This is a genomic window from Lactiplantibacillus nangangensis (assembly GCF_005405065.1).
GTDB lineage: Bacteria > Bacillota > Bacilli > Lactobacillales > Lactobacillaceae > Lactiplantibacillus > Lactiplantibacillus nangangensis.
Map to the genome: position 1 here is coordinate 1 of NZ_BJDI01000006.1, position 18,566 is coordinate 18,566.

15 protein-coding genes are annotated in these 18,566 nt (G+C 45.8%); 8 read left to right on the top strand and 7 right to left on the bottom strand.

Annotated elements, in window-relative coordinates:
- A partial coding sequence (locus FFM70_RS06255) for a mucin-binding protein (protein ID WP_223877450.1) occupies nucleotides 1-2,721 on the top strand: 2,721 nt, incomplete at its 5' end.
- A gap of 360 nt (nucleotides 2,722-3,081) precedes the next feature.
- Here the strand turns inward: FFM70_RS06255 and FFM70_RS06260 are convergent.
- The gene (locus FFM70_RS06260; protein WP_137615990.1) at nucleotides 3,082-3,804 is read right to left on the bottom strand and encodes a GntR family transcriptional regulator; all 723 of its coding nucleotides are present in this window, start codon (nucleotides 3,802-3,804) and stop codon (nucleotides 3,082-3,084) included.
- A gap of 205 nt (nucleotides 3,805-4,009) precedes the next feature.
- On the opposite strand from FFM70_RS06260, the gene FFM70_RS06265 reads away from it, so the two are divergent.
- The 6 genes from FFM70_RS06265 to FFM70_RS06290 all read left to right on the top strand — a co-directional run bounded on the left by FFM70_RS06265 (nucleotide 4,010) and on the right by FFM70_RS06290 (nucleotide 11,712).
- Nucleotides 4,010-4,840, top strand: coding sequence for an alpha/beta hydrolase (locus tag FFM70_RS06265; protein WP_137615991.1), 831 nt, complete (start codon nucleotides 4,010-4,012; stop codon nucleotides 4,838-4,840).
- A gap of 785 nt (nucleotides 4,841-5,625) precedes the next feature.
- Nucleotides 5,626-6,933: an alkaline phosphatase family protein gene (locus FFM70_RS06270; protein WP_137615992.1), complete on the top strand. Its 1,308-nt coding sequence runs from the start codon at nucleotides 5,626-5,628 to the stop codon at nucleotides 6,931-6,933.
- Entirely contained in the window at nucleotides 6,923-8,170 is a 1,248-nt protein-coding gene (locus FFM70_RS06275; protein ID WP_137615993.1) for an MFS transporter, read from the top strand. The genes FFM70_RS06270 and FFM70_RS06275 overlap by 11 nt, the downstream gene beginning before the upstream one ends.
- Nucleotides 8,171-8,281: 111 nt before the next feature.
- Nucleotides 8,282-9,283, top strand: coding sequence for a LacI family DNA-binding transcriptional regulator (locus FFM70_RS06280; protein WP_171002315.1), 1,002 nt, complete (start codon nucleotides 8,282-8,284; stop codon nucleotides 9,281-9,283).
- 55 nt (nucleotides 9,284-9,338) lie between these two features.
- The gene (locus FFM70_RS06285; RefSeq protein ID WP_137615995.1) at nucleotides 9,339-10,289 is read left to right on the top strand and encodes an ROK family protein; all 951 of its coding nucleotides are present in this window, start codon (nucleotides 9,339-9,341) and stop codon (nucleotides 10,287-10,289) included.
- A complete protein-coding gene (locus tag FFM70_RS06290; protein ID WP_137615996.1) occupies nucleotides 10,282-11,712 on the top strand; it encodes a 6-phospho-beta-glucosidase in 1,431 nt (476 codons plus the stop codon). Before FFM70_RS06285 ends, FFM70_RS06290 begins: the two co-directional genes overlap by 8 nt.
- Nucleotides 11,713-11,810: 98 nt before the next feature.
- Here FFM70_RS06290 and FFM70_RS06295 read toward each other — a convergent pair whose 3' ends face one another.
- From FFM70_RS06295 to FFM70_RS06305, 3 genes are all read right to left on the bottom strand, one after another.
- Nucleotides 11,811-12,767 carry a Dyp-type peroxidase gene (locus FFM70_RS06295; protein ID WP_137615997.1) on the bottom strand — a complete coding sequence of 319 codons (957 nt, stop codon included), beginning with the start codon at nucleotides 12,765-12,767 and terminating at the stop codon, nucleotides 11,811-11,813.
- A gap of 139 nt (nucleotides 12,768-12,906) precedes the next feature.
- A complete protein-coding gene (locus tag FFM70_RS06300) occupies nucleotides 12,907-13,413 on the bottom strand; it encodes a type III toxin-antitoxin system ToxN/AbiQ family toxin (RefSeq protein WP_137615998.1) in 507 nt (168 codons plus the stop codon).
- Nucleotides 13,414-13,653: 240 nt separating this feature from the next.
- The gene (locus tag FFM70_RS06305) at nucleotides 13,654-15,009 is read right to left on the bottom strand and encodes an FAD-dependent oxidoreductase (protein WP_137615999.1); all 1,356 of its coding nucleotides are present in this window, start codon (nucleotides 15,007-15,009) and stop codon (nucleotides 13,654-13,656) included.
- Nucleotides 15,010-15,105: 96 nt separating this feature from the next.
- Between FFM70_RS06305 and FFM70_RS06310 the strand changes: the two genes are divergently transcribed.
- Complete coding sequence (locus tag FFM70_RS06310; RefSeq protein ID WP_137616000.1) at nucleotides 15,106-15,798, top strand: EAL domain-containing protein; 693 nt, start codon at nucleotides 15,106-15,108, stop codon at nucleotides 15,796-15,798.
- A gap of 51 nt (nucleotides 15,799-15,849) precedes the next feature.
- On the opposite strand, the gene FFM70_RS06315 is transcribed toward FFM70_RS06310, so the two are convergent.
- From FFM70_RS06315 to FFM70_RS06325, 3 genes are all read right to left on the bottom strand, one after another.
- A complete protein-coding gene (locus FFM70_RS06315; RefSeq protein WP_137616001.1) occupies nucleotides 15,850-16,110 on the bottom strand; it encodes a Rossmann-fold NAD(P)-binding domain-containing protein in 261 nt (86 codons plus the stop codon).
- 96 nt (nucleotides 16,111-16,206) lie between these two features.
- Nucleotides 16,207-17,574, bottom strand: coding sequence for an APC family permease (locus FFM70_RS06320; RefSeq protein WP_137616002.1), 1,368 nt, complete (start codon nucleotides 17,572-17,574; stop codon nucleotides 16,207-16,209).
- 3 nt (nucleotides 17,575-17,577) lie between these two features.
- Nucleotides 17,578-18,498 (bottom strand): proline iminopeptidase-family hydrolase, encoded by a 921-nt coding sequence (locus FFM70_RS06325; protein WP_137616003.1) that lies wholly within the window; start codon nucleotides 18,496-18,498, stop codon nucleotides 17,578-17,580.
- Between the last annotated feature and the right edge of the window lie 68 nt (nucleotides 18,499-18,566).

Consider the following 18,566-nt stretch of genomic DNA (forward strand, 5'->3'; position numbering starts at 1 on the left):
AGCAGCGCTTCGGCGGCCAGTGAAGTAACTTCAGCAGCAACGAGCACGAGCTCAATGCCAGCAAGTGCAGCTTCGACAGCTAGTGAAACAGCTTCAGCAGCAAGTAGCACCGCCTCAACTGCAACTTCGGCTACCGGCAGTACAGCTAGTTCTTCAACTGACACGACACCAGCAGTGCCAGATTCAACCGTGGTGACATTTGGTGATCCAGCAATTGCAGCCGCCGTACAAAAAGAATTAGGTGTCACTGGCCCAGTTACCGTTGGTGATATTCGTAATTTCAAAGGCAGTACTTTTACGATCGCGGGCAATAATTTAACGGTTACCGGAACGTTAGCCGGCTTACAATGTTTACAGTTCTTACCAAAGACCACATTGATCAGCATGGATGTGAACTTTGCTAGTCCTAACATTGACTTAACGCCACTGATTCCACTGCGCTTTAGCATGGTAACGGTGGATGTTACCGATATGAGTGCGGTCAATTTAGCACCATTAACTGAAATCGATCCTAGCCAGATTAGTCAAGTCAACTTGATTAGCTGCGGTAGTGGCGATGCCTATCAACAGAACTCGCAAGGAATGACTAACGCTCAATTAGCACAATTGGCGCCATGGTTGACGGCCATCGACAATAATGACGTCACCCGTCCTGGTGGGCTAACGAAGTACTTTGATTTCAGTGATGGGTCGTTAACTGATTTTTCGCCGCTAAAAGGGTTCACTAAACCAGTGACGATTGCCGCTGGTGGTCAATCTCAGACAATTAATACGGTCGTTAATTTCGTTACCGGCCAACCGGCAACTTTCACAGCGACTCCGATTACCGGGGTTGAGGGCGAAGACTTAACCTCGCATTACGAAAACACTTGGAATGGCACGGATATTTCAAAAGCAGCGGCAACTGAAACGCCCTTAGTTTCACTTGGCAACCACAACTTTGAAATTCCAGCGGCCTATGCGGCACAACCAGGAGCAAATTGGTTTGCTTATGGGTTTAGAGGTGCACCGTTTACCCTTGGGAATACTGCCGATTATTTGAATATCACTTATCCTAGTGGGGTTCAATTGCTGTATGATAGTATGATTTTCCAAGCCGCCTATTGGCAATCTGCGCCAAGTATTACGGCAACGTTTGAAGATACGACTGGCCAAGCAATTGAGCCAGAAGTTCAGTCGACAAGTCCTAAGATTGGAGATGCGTTCGACTTCACGGCCAAAACGACAGTTCCCGGTTACACGTTATTGCCAGAATTTAGTAGTGCCACGAGTGGGACTTATTCCCAGAATCCGCAATATCTGAACTATCGCTTTGAAAGGGATGCCGTCGTTGCTGGTGGCATCACGATGTCTTACGTTGATCCGGACGGCGAACCGATTGTGCCACCTGAACAGATCAGTGGCGATGTCGGTGACAGCTATACGGCGAAACCAGTCACGATTGGCAATTACGTCTTCAAGCAGGTCACGACTGATAGTGCCGCAACTAGTGGGACGCTGCCGCTTCAAAAAGAATCGATCGTCTATGAGTACGATCCAATCACCGTGACGCGAGTCATCAATTATTTGGACGCTATCGCGAACAAAAATATTGGCAGCACCACGTTGACGGTGCCGTATCAATCAACAATGCCAGATCCAACTGCGGCAGCAATTGCGAGCTACGAGGCGAAAGGGTATCAACTGGTCAGCAACGGCTATCCAACGGACGGGTCTTCAGCGCAATCAGCCGCACTGATTAAATCATATCGGGTACTATTTACGCATCAGCTAGTTGCCCTTAAACCCGGAGATACGCTACCAGCTGGTGTCATTTTGACACATAATGTGACACAAAATATCGCCTTTAAGTATCCGGATGGGACAGTTGCGGCGCCAAATGTTGTCCGGCAAGTTGCCTTTGTTCGTAATGCAGTTCGAGATGCGATTACTGGTGAAACGACATATACAGCGTGGCGGCCAGTTGGCACGACGACTTTTGAAGCAGTTACTGCACCAACGATTGCTAACTATCAACCAGATTTGGCCGAAATCCCAGCTGTGTCAGTGACTGGTGATAGTGCTGACTTGGCTCAGACCGTTACCTATGCGCCGAAGACTGGTCGAATCACGGTTGATTACTATTTGGCACGGACTGCCAAGGCGCTTAAACCAAGTGCTGAATTAGTTGGTGATATGGCGACGCCGTATGATGCGGTGGCACCGGCAATTACTGGTTATCATTTAGTCACCAATGAGGCACCAACCATCACTGGTCATTATGACGATCCAGCCGCAACCGTTGCGTTCTATTATGAACCAGATGCTGTTGCGCCAACATCAGGGACTACTACGCCAACTTCAGCCGCAGCTGCACCAACTACTACGTCAACAGTAGTACCAGTGACGCCGGATAAACAGTCGGCAAGTCCGGCCGTTAGCCCGAGTCAACCGGTTGCGGCGCCAGTATCGACGACTAAGCCAAGTGCGGCGGGGCAACCAAGTGCGTCAACGCCAGTTGCAATGACGATTCATATCAAGCCAGTTCGGACTCAGATCCGTTTAGCACCACCAGTACGGCAACAATTGTCGGCTGCACCGGCTACTAAACCGGCCACAAATTTAGTTGTCGCTGCAAAGTTACCGCAAACAAGCGAGCAGCGGCCAACTAATATTTGGGGAATTCTGGCTTTGACGACGATCGGTTTGTTCGGCGCAATCCGACTACGGCGTGAACACTAGAGGGTCATTTAACGAGTAGTGAATGAGTCAGGAACATAAAAATAGTCGCGGAACACCTAGCTGTTCCGCGACTATTTTTAGTTTTCACTCCTAGTGACCACGCCTAATTCCTTGGCACCGTATTGAGCAACCGCTGACTTTGTCGGTGGGCGGTACAAAGGCTAACCCCCATTAGCTTTTATAAGTATCATTATAAACAAATGTATTAAATAGTCAATATTTGTTCGAATATATTTTGAATAGTAATGTGAAGAAATAGAATAAATTTATTTCAAAATTAATGTGGGCTATGAAACCTTGATTTAACACGAAAAAAGCCGGCCATCAGTTGATGGTCGACTAAGGTTCGGTTGGTAAGGTTTAGTTACGAATAAGTTGGGTAAAGGCGAGTTCATTTGGAATGAAATGTGATTCGGTGTATTCAAATTGACGTCCGGAGTCATTAAAAGCAATGCTGATCATGTTGCCGACACAATTGTTTTGACCAAGTGCGAGATTGTCGGTATCAACCGGTAGTGCCGAATCGACTCGGAGTAATCGTTTGACCACGGCGATTTTAATCTTTAATGTTTTTTGGATATAGTCGTAGATTGACGTTTTGGCGATTTTTGGCGTGATGCCTGGAATCAGTTGGGCGTTAAAGTAATTAATATCGATCACTGCGCGCGTCCCGTTGATTGAGCGTACCCGTTTGATGGCATAGACGGGGATGCCAACTTCAAAGGCAGTTTGTTGGCTCAAGGCTTGATCAACGATGATTTGGTCAAAGCTAACCAGAGCCGTTTGATAGTCAAAAGTTTGGTCGGGTTCACTGGTATGAATGCCGGACAACTCACCCAAGTTTAAATTAAATTGTTGCGTCTGTGGGGTATGTTCTAGCAGGACAACGCCACGGCCTTTTACACTATAAACCAAGCCTTCGTTAGCCAGTTGTTTAATGGCCTTACGGACGGCATAACGACTGCTGTCAAATTCAGTAATTAAATCATCTTCAATGGGGAGCCGCATTTTAATGCTGTAAGTTCCCTTTAAAATACGCTCTTTTAATGTTTTATAAATGGAATCAAATGTATTTTTAGTCATAATTGTCACCTTCACACGCTTAATTGTTAAGCTTATTATAACAAAATTTAAGTCGGTTGTGATAAATATCCGAACAAATTAAATTATTTATTCGAACAAAATTGACAGATGAGGTTGTAAATCCTTATAATGTAAGCGTAGACATTAAGCGATGTGGGTTATTTTGGGGTATTAACAAACTTAACATTAATGGGGGACGAGTAGTATGCAAGTTGAACAACAAACGTTAGTGGCTAATGAGCATCCATTTAAAGTAACGGGATATTGGCTAGATCAGGTTTCTGATTTTGGAGAGTCGGTGGACTATCCAGTCATCGTCATTTGTCCTGGTGGCGGGTTTACTTATCATTCAGGACGTGAAGAAGCACCGATTGCGATGCGGTTCGTGGCTGAAGGGATGCATGCGGTGGTGCTGAATTATCAATTGGAAACACCAACGAGTCAGGTTTATCCTTGGGCATTACAACAAGTTGGGGCCACGCTCGATTGGCTGACCAAGCAAGCGGCGACGCACCATATTGATACTAATCGGATCATCTTAGCGGGCTTCTCTGCTGGTGGTCATGTGGTAGCGGCGTTTAACGGTGTGGCGACAGATGCCAAGTTACGTGCAAAGTATCAATTGGATCAATACGCCGGTCAGCATGCGGCCATGATATTGGGTTATCCGGTGATTGACTTGAACGCTGGCTTTCCGACTAGTGTGGCTGAACGCGACAAAATCACGACGGATCCGACCCTTTTCGCCACACAAAAGTTGTTAACTGCCAATAGCAAGCCAGCATTTGTTTGGCAAACGGTGACGGACGAATTAGTGCCACCAATCAATTCGTTGATGTATGTGCAAGCCTTGACTCAGTTAGGACTTGAAGTTGAATATCATTTGTTTGGTTCCGGCATTCATGGGTTAGCTCTAGCCAACCATGTGACGAAAAAACCGCATAAGACGAAGTATCTGAATGACCAAGCCGCGCACTGGACACAATTAGCGGTGCGCTGGTTACAGTTACAAGGTTATTTGCACGATGAAAATTAAGCTAACCCCCAAAGCCTGCGCACAGCGCGGGCTTTTTGAGTGGCAGGATTCGCTTAAGTTGTCGGCTCCGGTTGCCACTGATGACATGCGGTCGTGGGACCGGTCCGAGCCTGAGAAACGTCTCGCCCCTCGCCCGGAACAGTTGCCAAAATCGCGATTGTCCCGACCGATCCGTGGTGTAAGGCTGGCAAAAATCAGCCAACCAAACGCCACCTTCACGACCGATGCCATCAGTGGCAACCTCCGCCTAATATAACCGTTTGAATGCTAAATTTAAGACTTAAACAGGATGTTAAAGGATGAGTGTGGTTGATTTGCATGACCATTTGCCATTGCCTGTTCGCACTCGTCTTTTTGCTAATACGAGTTTTTTAATGTAACAACAATTATATAAACTGGCAAAAAATTATAGTAAGCGACTTTTAGTTGTGGCATTTTAACAAGAATTTTGGCAAGCGTTTCGGGGTATATGAATTTGGACCTTAGCACTCAATTTAGCCGTGAGGTCGGTTCGTTTAGGGCTCAGCCGTGGCATTTGACTTAGCGCGGTGGTTTGCCGCGGTTAGTCAAAAATCGGCTTTCGAGACCGCACTTTGGCTCGAAAACGATTCACAGCGTTCCAGCCCTAAACGAACCGACCGGTAGGCGGCAAGCAACCTCAATTCACTGATCCCTAACTACTGCTGACATCGGGTGAAATTCTGCGGTATAATTTTAAGTATCTTCTTGAAATATAATCGTATCATTAAAATTGAACCATAAATAGGACAAAAGGGGCGGTAACAATGGCAACAAATCAGCATTTAGTGATCATTTCGTTAGATGCGCTGGGCTTTCGCGATTTGCGTGAGCACCAAAGCGAGTTACCTGTATTAAATCAGTTGATGACTGGTGGCGCTTGGGTCAAGTCAGTGACAGGAATTTATCCAACGCTCACGTATCCATCTCACACGACGATCATTACCGGACAATATCCAGCAGTCCACGGCATCGTTAACAACACCAAACTGCAGCCAAAACGGCGGTCACCAGATTGGTATTGGTATCAGAAAGATGTCAAAGTATCAACCTTGTATGATCTAGCGCGGCAGCAAAAATTAACGACGGCCGCTTTTTTGTGGCCGGTTACAGCTGGTAGCAAGATTACATACAACTTGGCAGAAATCTTCCCCAACCGCATTTGGACGAATCAAGTCCTCGTTTCGCTGAAAGCGAGCTCGCCGTTGTTCTTACTTAAAATGAACCAGAAATACGGCCATTTACGCAATGGTATCAAACAACCTCAGCTGGATGCTTTTATTACGGCTTGTGCAGTCGACACCTTGACAAACAAAAAGCCTAACTTAACGATGATTCATTTGGTCGATATGGACAGTATGCGGCATCGTTATGGCGTTCGGTCAAAAGAAGCCATGGCGGCATTGCACCGTTTGGACCAGCATGTTGGTCAATTGATCGATGCCACCAAGCGTGCTGGTACGTTTGCAGATACAAACTTTGTCATTTTAGGTGACCATTATCAAATTAACGTCGATCATATGATTCATTTGAACACGTTGTTTGCGCAAAAAGGCTGGTTAACGCCACGCCAAGATCAGATGTTTGAGGACGATTGGTCCGTAATGGCCAAAACCGCTGATGGTTCGACTTACATTTACACGCGCGACTTTGACGAGTTAGACGACTTGAAAAAATTAATTGAAAACGTTGAAGGTGTCGAAACGGTCATTACTGGTGAGCAGGCTGCCAAACGCGGCGCTGACCCAGCCTGCGCCTTGATGGTGGAAGCGAAGGAAGGCTATTACTTTACGGATGAGAGTCGCCGGCCGTTAGTGGTTGAACCAGTTCATCCTGCCACGTTGGGACAGCCAGATCGCTATCATGGCGTCCATGGGTATGATCCCACGAAGCCGGACTACCAAACGACCTTGCTCTTTAATGGTCCAGCCGTTAAAGCTGGTGCCCGGATTGAAGCCGCCAACTTAGTTGATGAAGCCCCAACTTTTGCGCGCTTATTAGGGTTACATTTTGACGGCCCCATGCCTGGACAGTGTTTAGATGGCATCTTTAAGGAGACCGCGAATGAAATTTAACAAACCACAATGGAGTTGGATCTTTTATGATTGGGCAAATTCCGGTTATGGCATTATTGTCACCACGGCGGTCTTACCGGTTTATTTTAAAGCGATTGCGCAGAGCAACGGTGTCTCCGCGGCGAATGCGACGGCCTATTGGGGTTACGCCAACAGTATCGGGACGTTATTAGTGTCGATTTTGGCACCGGTATTGGGTGCTTTGGCGGATTATCCAAAAGCTAAGAAGCGGATGCTCAATATTTTTTCGATGGTCGGCATGTTGATGACGCTGGGATTGAGTTTGGCGCCCACGAGTGCGTGGAAATGGTTGCTGGGTATCTATATCTTGTCGATCATTGGTTACTCAGGTGGGAACCTCTTTTATGACAGTTTTCTGACCGACGTGGCGACGGACCAAGAAATGGATCGGATTTCATCTTATGGTTATGGTTTTGGGTATCTAGGTGGCGTCTTAGCTTTCATTCTGTTCTTAGTCTTGCAATTAACGAGTGGCTTCGGTCAACTCTCAAGCTATGGCGTGGCACGCTGGAGTTTCGTGTTAGCGGCCGTTTGGTGGATTATTTTCTATATTCCTTTGTTGAAAAATGTGCGCCAAGTTTATGCGCTGAAACCAAATGCGCATCCGGTGGCGTCCAGCTTCAAACGGGTCTGGTCGACCTTGAAACACATTAAGAAATATCAGGCTGCTGCTTGGTTCTTGGTGGCCTATTTCTTCTATATTGATGGCGTCGATACGATTTTTACGATGGCGACTTCAATTGGGATGGACATGGGCATCACGACAACCACGCTAATGCTCGTCTTGTTAGTCGTGCAACTAGTGGCGTTTCCATTTTCAATTCTGTATGGTTGGATTGCGCGTAAAACGTCTACGCGGACGGGCATCCTAATTGGCATCGTTATTTATCTCGGAATCTGTTTGTACGCGTTGCGGTTAGAATCTGTGACGGACTTTTGGATTTTAGCGGTGTTAGTTGGGACGAGTCAAGGTGGGATTCAAGCGCTCAGTCGGTCATACTTTGGCCGCTTGATTCCTAAACAATCGGGGAGTGAATTCTTCGGCTTTTATAATATCCTTGGCAAGTTTTCGGCCGTCATGGGTCCAGTATTAGTTGGTATCGTGACGCAGATGACTGGTAAATCTACGATTGGTGCGGCTTCATTAAGCGTGCTGTTTCTGATTGGGTTGGTCATCTTCTTGGCATTGCCACATTTAAGTGAAAAAAGATCTTAAATTCAAGTCATTTTGGCGTTAAGCTGAGATGGCTTTTTTACTGTCTTGTATTTCATAGTGGAACCGGATACAATCATAGTAATAAAAACGTTTTTATTTAGGGTGACTAATTTGAAAAAAGCAACGATTAAGGATGTCGCGCGGTTAGCGCAAGTTTCCATTTCAACCGTTTCAAATGCGCTCAACGGGGTCAATGTGGTCAAACCGCAAACCAAAGCGCGGGTGTTAAAAGCGGCTCACCAATTGAATTACTCGCCTAATTTGATGGGGCGGCAGTTACGCTCAGGACAGACCAATACGATTGGGGTCTTTACCGATAGTGTGGCTGGACCGTATTTTTATCAGTTGATTGAAACCATTTCAAAAACGTTGGCAGATCAACATTATGGCATGAGCGTCACGTTAGCGAATAATCATACGGCACTCATGAATGGGTTACTCGGCAACACTTGTGATGGGGCCATCATTTTTGATCATCGGTTGGACGACCGTGACTTGGAACATTTAGCTGGGCAAGGGATTCCCGTGGTAATGCTGGATCGACCCGTTTCTGGGGAGCAGCTCAGCAGTATTGTGTTTGATTCATTTAATGAAAGTTATCTGGCGACTCAGTACTTGCTACAGCTTGGGCATCGGCAACTGGGATACTTAGCTGGTTATGATCATAATCGAGATAATCATGAACGGTTCGCTGGTTTTAAACAGGCAATTTTGAATGCCGGTTTAAGCTTAGCTGATACGGTTGTTTTGAAAGGACTCTTCGAGGAAAAGGCCGCTTTTCAAGCGCTGCAAACTTATTTGGCGACCCCAACGCGGCAACCTGTTTCTGCGTTTCTAGCTGGGAATGATTTGAGCGCACTTGGCGCAATCAAGGCGATTACGGCGGCAGGTTATAAGGTACCTAACGACTATAGTGTGATTGGTTTCGACGATATCGAAATGGCCAGTTATTTTCAGCCGGCCTTAACGACGGTGCGGAATCCAATCACACAACAAGCCCAGCTGGCGGTTAAAGAACTGGTTGGGTTGTTAACGACCAAGGCTCGGGGACAGCAGCAAGTGTTGCCAGGCAAGCTGATAGTTCGGTCTTCGACAGCCAAGTTTCAAAATTAATTTTTTAAAAAATAATAAAAGCGCTTTTATACACGCTTGATTTGGAGGAAGTAAAATGACAACTTATTTGAGTTTTGATGTTGGTGGGACGACCATCAAGTATGCTTACGTGGATGAACAGGGACATGTGACTGAAAAGGCTGCGTTTCCAACGGTGGACGATGCGGCTCAATTGATCAGTCAGATGGTCGCAGTCGTTAAAAAGTACACGGCGAAGCAACCAGTCGCCGGAATCGGTATTTCGGCACCCGGCATTGTCCGCCATGATGGCTTCATGGTGACGGGTGGGGCGATTCAAGCGTTCAATGGTTATCCGTTGGGACAGGCGATTTCTGAACAGACCGGCTTACCCGTGGCTGTTGAAAATGATGCCAATGCGGCGGCGATTGCGGAACAGTGGCAAGGTAATGCCGTGGGGTGCCAAAACTATTTGACGGTCGTGCTAGGAACTGGCGTCGGTGGCGGGATTGTGATCAACGGTGATGTTTACCGTGGGAGTCATGGGATGGCTGGTGAATTCGGCTGGAACGTGATTCACGATGTTGATCCTATCCATGAATTAGAAGGGGTTTCACTCAATCAGCATGCGGCAGTTGTAAGCGGTTTAATTGATCGCTATAATCGCAGTCACCAACAAGTTGATGCTAATTTTGAACCGGTGACGGATGCACGTGTGATCTTAGCCGTGGCTAAAAGTGGCGAGTCAATCGCTCAGACGGAAGTAGGCAACTTTGTTCAAGATGTTGCCATCATGTTGTTGAACCTATTCGCTAACTTTGATCCAGAATTGATTTTAGTTGGCGGTGGTATCAGCGCTAACGAAGACTTTCTGGCTTTGTTACAAGCCAAGTTGACAGAACTGATCAGTCGGCATGAAAGCTTGAATCGCATTAAGGACATTGCGTTGGGGCACGTTAAGCCGGCAAAATTGCGCAACGATGCCGGCTTGATTGGCGCGGCGTATCAGATCAAAAAACGTTTAGAAAGCGAGACTCATCATGAGTAAGTTACCAAAAGGTTTTCTATGGGGTGGTGCGGTAGCTGCCCACCAACTGGAAGGTGGCAGTGATGCAGACGGTAAAGGGGTCTCGATTGCGGATGTGATGACGGCGGGGGCCAACGGGGTTGATCGCAAAATTACCGATGGCGTGTGTCCCGGCGAAAATTATCCGAATCATGAAGCGATTGATTTCTATCATCGTTATCACGAAGACGTGGCCTTATTTGCCGAGCTTGGGCTGACCTGTTTTCGGACGTCGATCGCCTGGACACGGATTTTCCCAAATGGCGATGAAACCACGCCAAATGAAGCGGGATTGAAATTTTATGATGATCTATTTGACGATTTATTGGCCCACGGTATTGAACCGGTTGTGACGTTATCACATTTTGAGATGCCCTATCATTTGGTCAAAGTTTATGGTGGTTGGCGCGACCGGCGCGTCATCGATTTCTTTACCCATTTTGCCGCGACCGTATTTGAACGCTATCAGCATAAAGTGAAGTACTGGATGACGTTCAATGAAATCAATAATCAAAATGGACTGAACAAGTGGGCCTTTTTTACGAATTCTGGGGTGTTGCTCAAGGCGGATGAAGATCCTGAAAAGGTTCTCTATCAAGTCGGTCACTATGAACTGGTTGCGAGCGCTAAGGCGGTTCAGATTGGGCATGCCATCAATCCAGCCATGCAGATTGGTTGCATGATCGCAGTTTGGCCAACGTATCCGGCCTCGTCAGATCCGCGCGACGTGTTGAAAGCCGAACGCTTTGCCCAAGCAAATTACTGGTTTTCGGATGTGCACGTGTGGGGCACTTATCCGAACTGGCTCAAACGGTATCAAGCTAAGCAGCAATTTGATTTAGATATCACGGCGGCAGATCTGGAGACGTTGGCAGCGGGCACGGTCGATTATATCGGTTTGTCCTACTATGCGTCGGGAGCGATTAAGGCCGCGGCCAACGAACCAGCGAACTTTATGACGCGATCAGCTGATCTCAACGTCGACAATCCGCATCTCCAGGCAACTGAATGGGGTTGGCCCATCGATCCAGTGGGGCTCCGTTATAGTTTGAATTGGCTGACAGACCGTTATCACTTACCACTCTTTATTGTGGAAAACGGTATGGGCGCACCTGACAAGGTGGAAGCGGACGGTCAGATTCATGATCCGTATCGCGTTGATTATCTCAAACGGCATATTGAACAATTGGCACTCGCAGTTGATGAAGATGGCGTCGATTTAATGGGCTATACACCTTGGGGCGTGATCGACTTGGTTTCTGCGGGAACTGGACAGATGGAAAAACGGTATGGGTTCATTTACGTCGATAAAGACGATCAAGGTCGAGGGACGTTAGACCGATCAAAGAAAGACTCATTCTACTGGTATCAAAAAGTTATTGCAACTAATGGTGAACAGTTGTAAGTGGTTGGCTACGAACAGTTATCTGAACAAAGCTAAAACAGCAGTCTCGAAAATTGAGTTAAAATTCCGAGACTGCTGTTTTTTAGCGCTAGTTGAATTTAATGAAAGTCGTCTTCGGCGATTTGGGCCAACAGGTCGCGTGACGGAATGAAGAACAACTGTCCTGAAAGAATCGTTGAAAAGGTTAACAGGAAGTCGTTTTGAGCCAACATGTTTTGTAACATGCCTTTGGTCACTGACCAGTGCCGAGCATAGCCGATGAAATAAGTTCCAGTATTGCCAGCGGCGGGATTGGAGAACGGCACATTCATGCGGACGATTTTTTGTTCAACGCCGTCGATTTCAAATTTGGACGCAACGTTGTGAGCGTTCTTAAATTTGTCTTCATCGGCGAGTTCGAAATCACTGAACTTCTCACGACCAACCGCTTTTTCTTGTTCTTCGGTGTGCAGGTGATCCCAAACGGGCATGTCATGCTGCCATTTCTGAGCAAATGCGTAAGAACCGTTTTCAAATTTGGGGTCTTCATCACCAACTAAGGCGTAGTCGGCCGCGTCTTCCACTGCCGGCGCTTCGGTGCCATCAATAAAACCAATAATGGCACGGCCTTCGAAGTAACGAAAACCCTTAGTTTCATCCACTACCGTTGTAATTGCATCTAAGACGCGTCGGAATTGCGTTTGGCATTCGTACACGACCGCTTCGTTACTGGCGCGAATGTGAAAGAATAAATCACCCGCCGTAGCTGGCATCGTATAGTCGGGCCCCGATAACGTGGTATAAGTTTCAAGCTCGTGGGGTTTCGGGGCGTTCGGGAAGAGGTAGTCCCAAGCGGCATTACTGATACCGATGCTCACTTTGAGTTGTGTGCCGGTTTCCGGCTTGGCATCGCGGATGCGCAATGAACGGATGATGGCTTGAGAACGGTCGGCAAATTCTTGGAAAACGGCTTGAGCTTGTTGCTGATTTTCGCGGGTCAGGTTAAGAACGGTGAATTGAACGTGTTCGCCGACGTCTTTCCAAACGTCTTGCGCGTGAGCTGGTGTGATTGGCATGAATGATCCCTCCAGATTGATTGATAGCCTAAGCGTAGCGGTTATCACTGACAGCGTCAATCAAGGACCATTGTCTTTTCAACGTGGCTGATTGGTCGGCCTTGGCGAGGGTTAATTCAGTTGTTGAACGAGTGTTTGATCACAAATTAGTGTTATTATTTCGATTGTCAAACACGAGTGATTTTGTTTCTAATAGTTTAAAGTTAAGGCACATTTTTTTAAAGAAAGGAACTTTTTTAACTGTGGTGTTGTTATAAACAGAGTGTGCTTGTTTTATAATTTGTACTTCTCGTGGACGAAGATAGTTAAGTTCATTCATTAGCATCAAGTATTTGTTTAAATCACGCTTTTTTTCAGTCTCTAAGTCTATTTGACGCCAGTTGGTTTTACTAACTGGAATCATATCATTGATGAGCAGAAAACTAATTGGATCCTTGTCAATATTAATCCTATTCCAGATTTGTAAAGCCAACCGGCGATTGGTACGCTTACCTTGTTTGGCTGATTCTAGCGGTGCAAAGTAAGTAAAATTATTTACACTAAGTAGGATACCAACGTATGGCCGTCGTTCTTTGTTCCAAAGTACGCGAGTATCGAATTGTCTTAAATATTTGATATAAGTATCGTCAATATAGACTAATTTCATTGCTTTCCCCCAAAAAAAGTAATAAAAAAAGGGCTGATGTCCAGCCCTACTAAAGTTCTCACTTACGGTAGAGAATCACCAATTTTAAAGTTCTCACTTACGGTAGAGAATCACCAATTTTAAAGTTCTCACTTACGGTAGAGAATCACCAATTTTTGTGTAAAAACCATATCCATAACCACACTATACGATATCAAGATGAAAAAGTAAACCAAATACTTTCAACACAATCAAATCAATTTAAGTCCGGAGATAACCGTGTTCTTGTTCGACGGCTTTTTGGCCAACGATGTTCAAGTAATCGAAGGGATTATTGAAGTTTGGCGAGAATAGCATGTCTAAGAAAGCGAGTTGGTCGATTGTCCCACCATTTTGAATCAGTGACGACACGACATTGGCTGACTGTGACACATCATGTTCACTCATTAATTGCGCACCCAAAATTTGGCGATTATTGCGGTCGTAAATCAGTTCGACCGTTACCGGATAAGCGTCAGGCATAAATGAGGGCCGATATGGCGCGGTGTAACTGACTAAAGCAGCGTTCAATTCTGCGGCTTTAGCGGCAGCAAGTGTCAGACCGGTACAAGCGACCGTGTGCTTAAAGATGTACATCCCAGTGGAAACCTGCGTTCCAATCGAACGGACCCGGCGTTCAAACACGTTCAGGCCTGCGAGGGCACCTTGACGGATGGCATGTGACGCTAAAGGTGCATAGACCATCGTCCCAGTTGGATTAAAATGCACGAGGGCACAATCGCCAGCTGCGAGAATGTCTGGGTCAGACGTTTGCATGTAACCGTCCGTTTCAATTGCGCCGTTGCGCGTCATTTTGACTTTACCTTGTAAGAGGTCTGTTTGCGGAATGATGCCGGCACTGATGGCGACCATATCGACTTGATAGTCTTGGTCGTCTGTTTCAACATCAATTGCGCCGGTATCGTTTTCTTTAAACGCAGTGACCGTGGTACCAGTGACCACTTTAACACCGTGTTCAGTGAGCACTTGTTGGACTTTTTCAGAAAGCTCTGGTTCAACGTAGGCATTGAGCAAATGAGTTGGTTGTTGGATCAGCAGGACTTCGTGCCCAGAATCAGCGTAGCCTTCTGCGAGCTCGACCCCAACGTAACCACCACCAACGATTAAGATGCGTTTGACAGCGGCAGTGTTTTGGCAAAGGTCATGCGCTTGGTCATAAGTTTTGCACAACATGACTTTTGGATTTTCAATCCCAGTAATTGCGGGAATGGCGGTGACGGAGCCGGTCGCCATAATTAATTTATCATAATCAACGGTTGCCATAGCCTTAGTGTCTAAGTCTTGCACTAACAGCGTATGTGCCTGTGAATCGATCCGAATCACGTCATGTTGCATCTGCATATGAACCCCTTGTTTCACAAAGTCGGCCGGTTCGGCGTATAATGCATCTGAAAGGGTTTTGACAGTTCCTTTTATATGTAAATAAGTTGCACAAGACAGATAGGAGATCGTGGCCTGGCGCTCAAATACGGTGATGTCTGCCTCGGGATAATTTTTCAAAATTTGGGACACTGCAGCGATGCCTGCATGGGTGCACCCAATTACAACAACTTTCATGAAAATAGTCCTTTCTTTCTACAATTAGTTACTTTATTATAGTATACTGTTAATTTAATTAAACCTTTAGGTCGATATTTATAGGAGAAAAATTTATTGAAGCCAATTTATCGTTTTTTCGTACAACCACAAATTAATACTGATACTAAGTCAATCTTTGGTTATGAATTACTGATGAAACAATGGACGCCAGAAGGCTGGCGTTTACCGGAGTCATTTTCAGCCATTGATCCGCAGATCATCGCGGACCTATTAGTTGAATCGACGCGTGTATTGTCATTAAAAGTGCGCTACTGCTCGGTTAACGTGAGTCGTGAACAGCTGATGACAACGTCCATTGCGGCGGCAATTATTAAGAGTCAGGAACAACTTTATCCCACCAAATTAACGGTTGAATTAACTGAAGATGATGGTCCGCAAAAGTACACCATCGCTGAATTATTGCCACAACTAAAAACATTCTTAAGCAAAGGGATGCAACTCTCATTGGACGATGTTGGGACCGGTGATAATTATTTTAATGAAATTCAAGATTTATTACCACTTGTTTCAGAATTGAAATTCGCCTTGCAGAACTTTAACAAACAATTTAAAGATCCCAATATCCAAAAGAAAATTCATTTCTGGCACGCCATTAGCCAAGAATACGGCTTACGGATGGTGCTAGAAGGTATTGAAGACCATGAAGATAACCAATTGAGCAAGCAATTAGGCATTAAGCTCAAGCAAGGTTACTATTTCAGTCGGCCACAATTATTAAAGTTACCACAAGATGCACAATTAGCTTAAAGCTCAAAAAAACTACTCAGTTGACGTTAACTCGTCGACTGAGTAGTTTTTTTATAATGCGTGCCAATTCAGATTATCAATATTAGTGAAGCCACTAACATCTTTTTCCCGTTTTGCCACTGTCGCAAGTGTACCGTCGTTGGCTAGGAATAGGGTTTCTTGTAGGGCGTTATAATCTTTTTTGTTTATTATAATTAAATCATGACGATGTTGTTGCGTTTGGATGGTGACGGGCTGGCTTCCAGGACTAAGTTGTTGCAGAATTTTATCAAAGTTTTGATAAGCTATCATCAGTGAGAAAGTCGTTTTCATAATTAACCACCTTTTCAACTTAACTCGATCATAACATGACTAGCAGTAAAAGCAGTCATGATAACAGTTAGGTTTCTTTTTCAAAGGTGAATTAGGCTAGAGATTCATTTCAGTATTCCGCTGAGTCAGCCGCAAAATGCCGTAGTAAATCAGGCCAATCACTAACCAAGCGCCGCCAATTTCTTTCGCTAAGATGTTCAAGTTGATCATGACGAATAAGATGACCGCAAAGCCGATAATCGGCACGATCAAATGGTGCCAGTAATCGTGGGAATGTCCCTTGATCAGAAAGTGGTTAACGACGGCGACGTGAATGATTAAAAAGGCTGTTAAAGCGCCACAGTTGACGATTTCTGAGAGCACGCCGCTGTTGTTCATGAAGATCAGGCCGACAATCAGTGAAATGACTGAGACTAAAATGGTGCTAACATACGGTGTCTTATATTTAGGGTGCACTTTGGCTAAGACTTTTGGCAAATTACGATCCCGCGACATCCCGAACAGGATTCTAGAGATGGCGGCTTGGGCTGCTAAAGCGTTCGCAAAACCCCAAGATAGAATGGTCGCAATCGTGGTCATGTACATTAAGAATGGCCCACCGACTTTACCAGCGACAACGTAAAAGGCGGTATCCAAGTCGCTGAATGACTGCCAGTTAGGCACGATCAGCGCTGCGAGATACGTTTGAGCGATAAAAAGCACGCCGACGATCATTAATGACCACATGATGCCTTGGCCGACCGTTTTATTACCGCCAGTGGTTTCTTCAGCGAGCGTGCTGATCCCGTCAAAACCTAGGAAACTTAAAACAGCCACGGAAGTTGCGGTCATGACAAAGTTCAAATTGAACTGTTTGGCGTCATAGAATGGCTTTAACGTAAAACCGTTACCGACACCGTGCATTAAGCCGTACACGCCCATGATGACGAAGAACGCGAGCACGATCAGTTCACCAATTAAGAAAATTCGGTTAGCAATTGCGGTGAATTCGATTCCGCGCACGTTGATCAAAGTGTTAATCGTGATGAAAATGACTAACCAGATCCAAGTCGGGACGGCCGGTAATAAGGATTTTAATGAGTTTGCAGAAATAATGTAAAGTAGGGCGGGTACGAAAATGTAATCCAAAATAATCATCCAGCCGGACAAAAAGCCGATAGTTTTATTGATGCCTAGTTTGGCGTAAGCATACACCGAACCGGCGATGGGAAAGGCCCGTGACATTTGGCCGTAACTTAACGCCGTGAAAAACATGGCGACCATCCCAATCGCATAAGTGAGGGCAATCATCCCACGTGACGCTGAGATAACGGAACCATAGATGCCCATTGGTGCGATTGGTACCATGAAAATCAACCCGTAGACGACTAAGTCTTTGACCGAAAGCGTGCGGTCGAGTTCTTGTTTATAACCAAAATCGCTTAATTTAGCGATATGGTCGCTTGGAACGTGATTAACTGCCATTCGCTATTCCCCCTTAGCTTGGTTGAATGTGCCGTGTTGTAAATCTAAGAAATAATTTTTCAAATTTGTAAAGAAGACAGCCGGATTGTCGACCATGTGATTGTGGCCGCTATCCGGTGTGACGACTAACTGAGCGTTTGGCATATCGCGTTGCATGCGTTGCGCTGTGGCGAGCGGCATCGTTTCATGGTCAGCGAAAGCCAGCAAAGTGGGTAATTGGATCGTTTTTAATTGGTCTGAAAAGTCCCAATTACCGAGGTCACCTTCGACCACAAACTCGTTGTCGCCTTGAAAATGGTTGTAGACGGGTTTGGCTTGAATATCGACGTTGTGTGACATAATTTCGGGTTGGCGCCGGTTCACATAACCGTGATAAAGTTGTTTGATTAAGTCGCGATAGTGCGGATTTGACCACTGTCCGCGCTGTTCGATATCAAGCATAAAGGCATTTTCCGCCGGTGAAAATTCAGCCGCGCGAATCGCTTTGATATGATCGACGTAATCTGGAATATTGTCGATCATACTGATGATGATCAGGCCGTCGAGTTGGTCTTGATGTTGGGCAGCGTAAGTCATCGCGAGCATGCCACCCCAGGAATGCCCCGCTAAGAAATAGTGGTCATAACCCAGTAATTGACGGACTTCGGCGACTTCACTCAAATAATAATCTTCAGTGAGGTATTTGGCCTTGATGGCGGGATCGTCCCAGTCGGGGGTGTCCGAGTACCATGAGCCGAGTTGGTCGTACATCGTGACTTCAATATCGAGGTCAGCCAATTCGGGACCAAAGCGTTCAAAGACTTCATGCGTATCGCCAGGGCCACCGTGTAAACAGAGTAGCTTGGTTTTTCCCCCAAGATTGTTCGTATGTGTCCAAATATGATACCCATTCTTAAGCGTTAAAATTCGCGTTACATTGCGCATTTTGCTGCCACCCACCTTTTTTCTTAATATAAACAAAAATACACTTGTTTCTCATTAAATTCAAATTT

What these genes read in the sequence shown, in the direction of transcription:
- FFM70_RS06325 (WP_137616003.1), bottom strand. Translation starts at nt 18,498, where the DNA reads ATGCGCAATGTAACGCGAATTTTAACGCTTAAGAATGGGTATCATATT.
- FFM70_RS06320 (WP_137616002.1), bottom strand. Translation starts at nt 17,574, where the DNA reads ATGGCAGTTAATCACGTTCCAAGCGACCATATCGCTAAATTAAGCGAT.
- FFM70_RS06290 (WP_137615996.1), top strand. Translation starts at nt 10,282, where the DNA reads ATGAGTAAGTTACCAAAAGGTTTTCTATGGGGTGGTGCGGTAGCTGCC.
- FFM70_RS06260 (WP_137615990.1), bottom strand. Translation starts at nt 3,804, where the DNA reads ATGACTAAAAATACATTTGATTCCATTTATAAAACATTAAAAGAGCGT.
- FFM70_RS06270 (WP_137615992.1), top strand. Translation starts at nt 5,626, where the DNA reads ATGGCAACAAATCAGCATTTAGTGATCATTTCGTTAGATGCGCTGGGC.
- FFM70_RS06300 (WP_137615998.1), bottom strand. Translation starts at nt 13,413, where the DNA reads ATGAAATTAGTCTATATTGACGATACTTATATCAAATATTTAAGACAA.
- FFM70_RS06305 (WP_137615999.1), bottom strand. Translation starts at nt 15,009, where the DNA reads ATGAAAGTTGTTGTAATTGGGTGCACCCATGCAGGCATCGCTGCAGTG.
- FFM70_RS06295 (WP_137615997.1), bottom strand. Translation starts at nt 12,767, where the DNA reads ATGCCAATCACACCAGCTCACGCGCAAGACGTTTGGAAAGACGTCGGC.
- FFM70_RS06275 (WP_137615993.1), top strand. Translation starts at nt 6,923, where the DNA reads ATGAAATTTAACAAACCACAATGGAGTTGGATCTTTTATGATTGGGCA.
- FFM70_RS06265 (WP_137615991.1), top strand. Translation starts at nt 4,010, where the DNA reads ATGCAAGTTGAACAACAAACGTTAGTGGCTAATGAGCATCCATTTAAA.
- FFM70_RS06315 (WP_137616001.1), bottom strand. Translation starts at nt 16,110, where the DNA reads ATGAAAACGACTTTCTCACTGATGATAGCTTATCAAAACTTTGATAAA.
- FFM70_RS06285 (WP_137615995.1), top strand. Translation starts at nt 9,339, where the DNA reads ATGACAACTTATTTGAGTTTTGATGTTGGTGGGACGACCATCAAGTAT.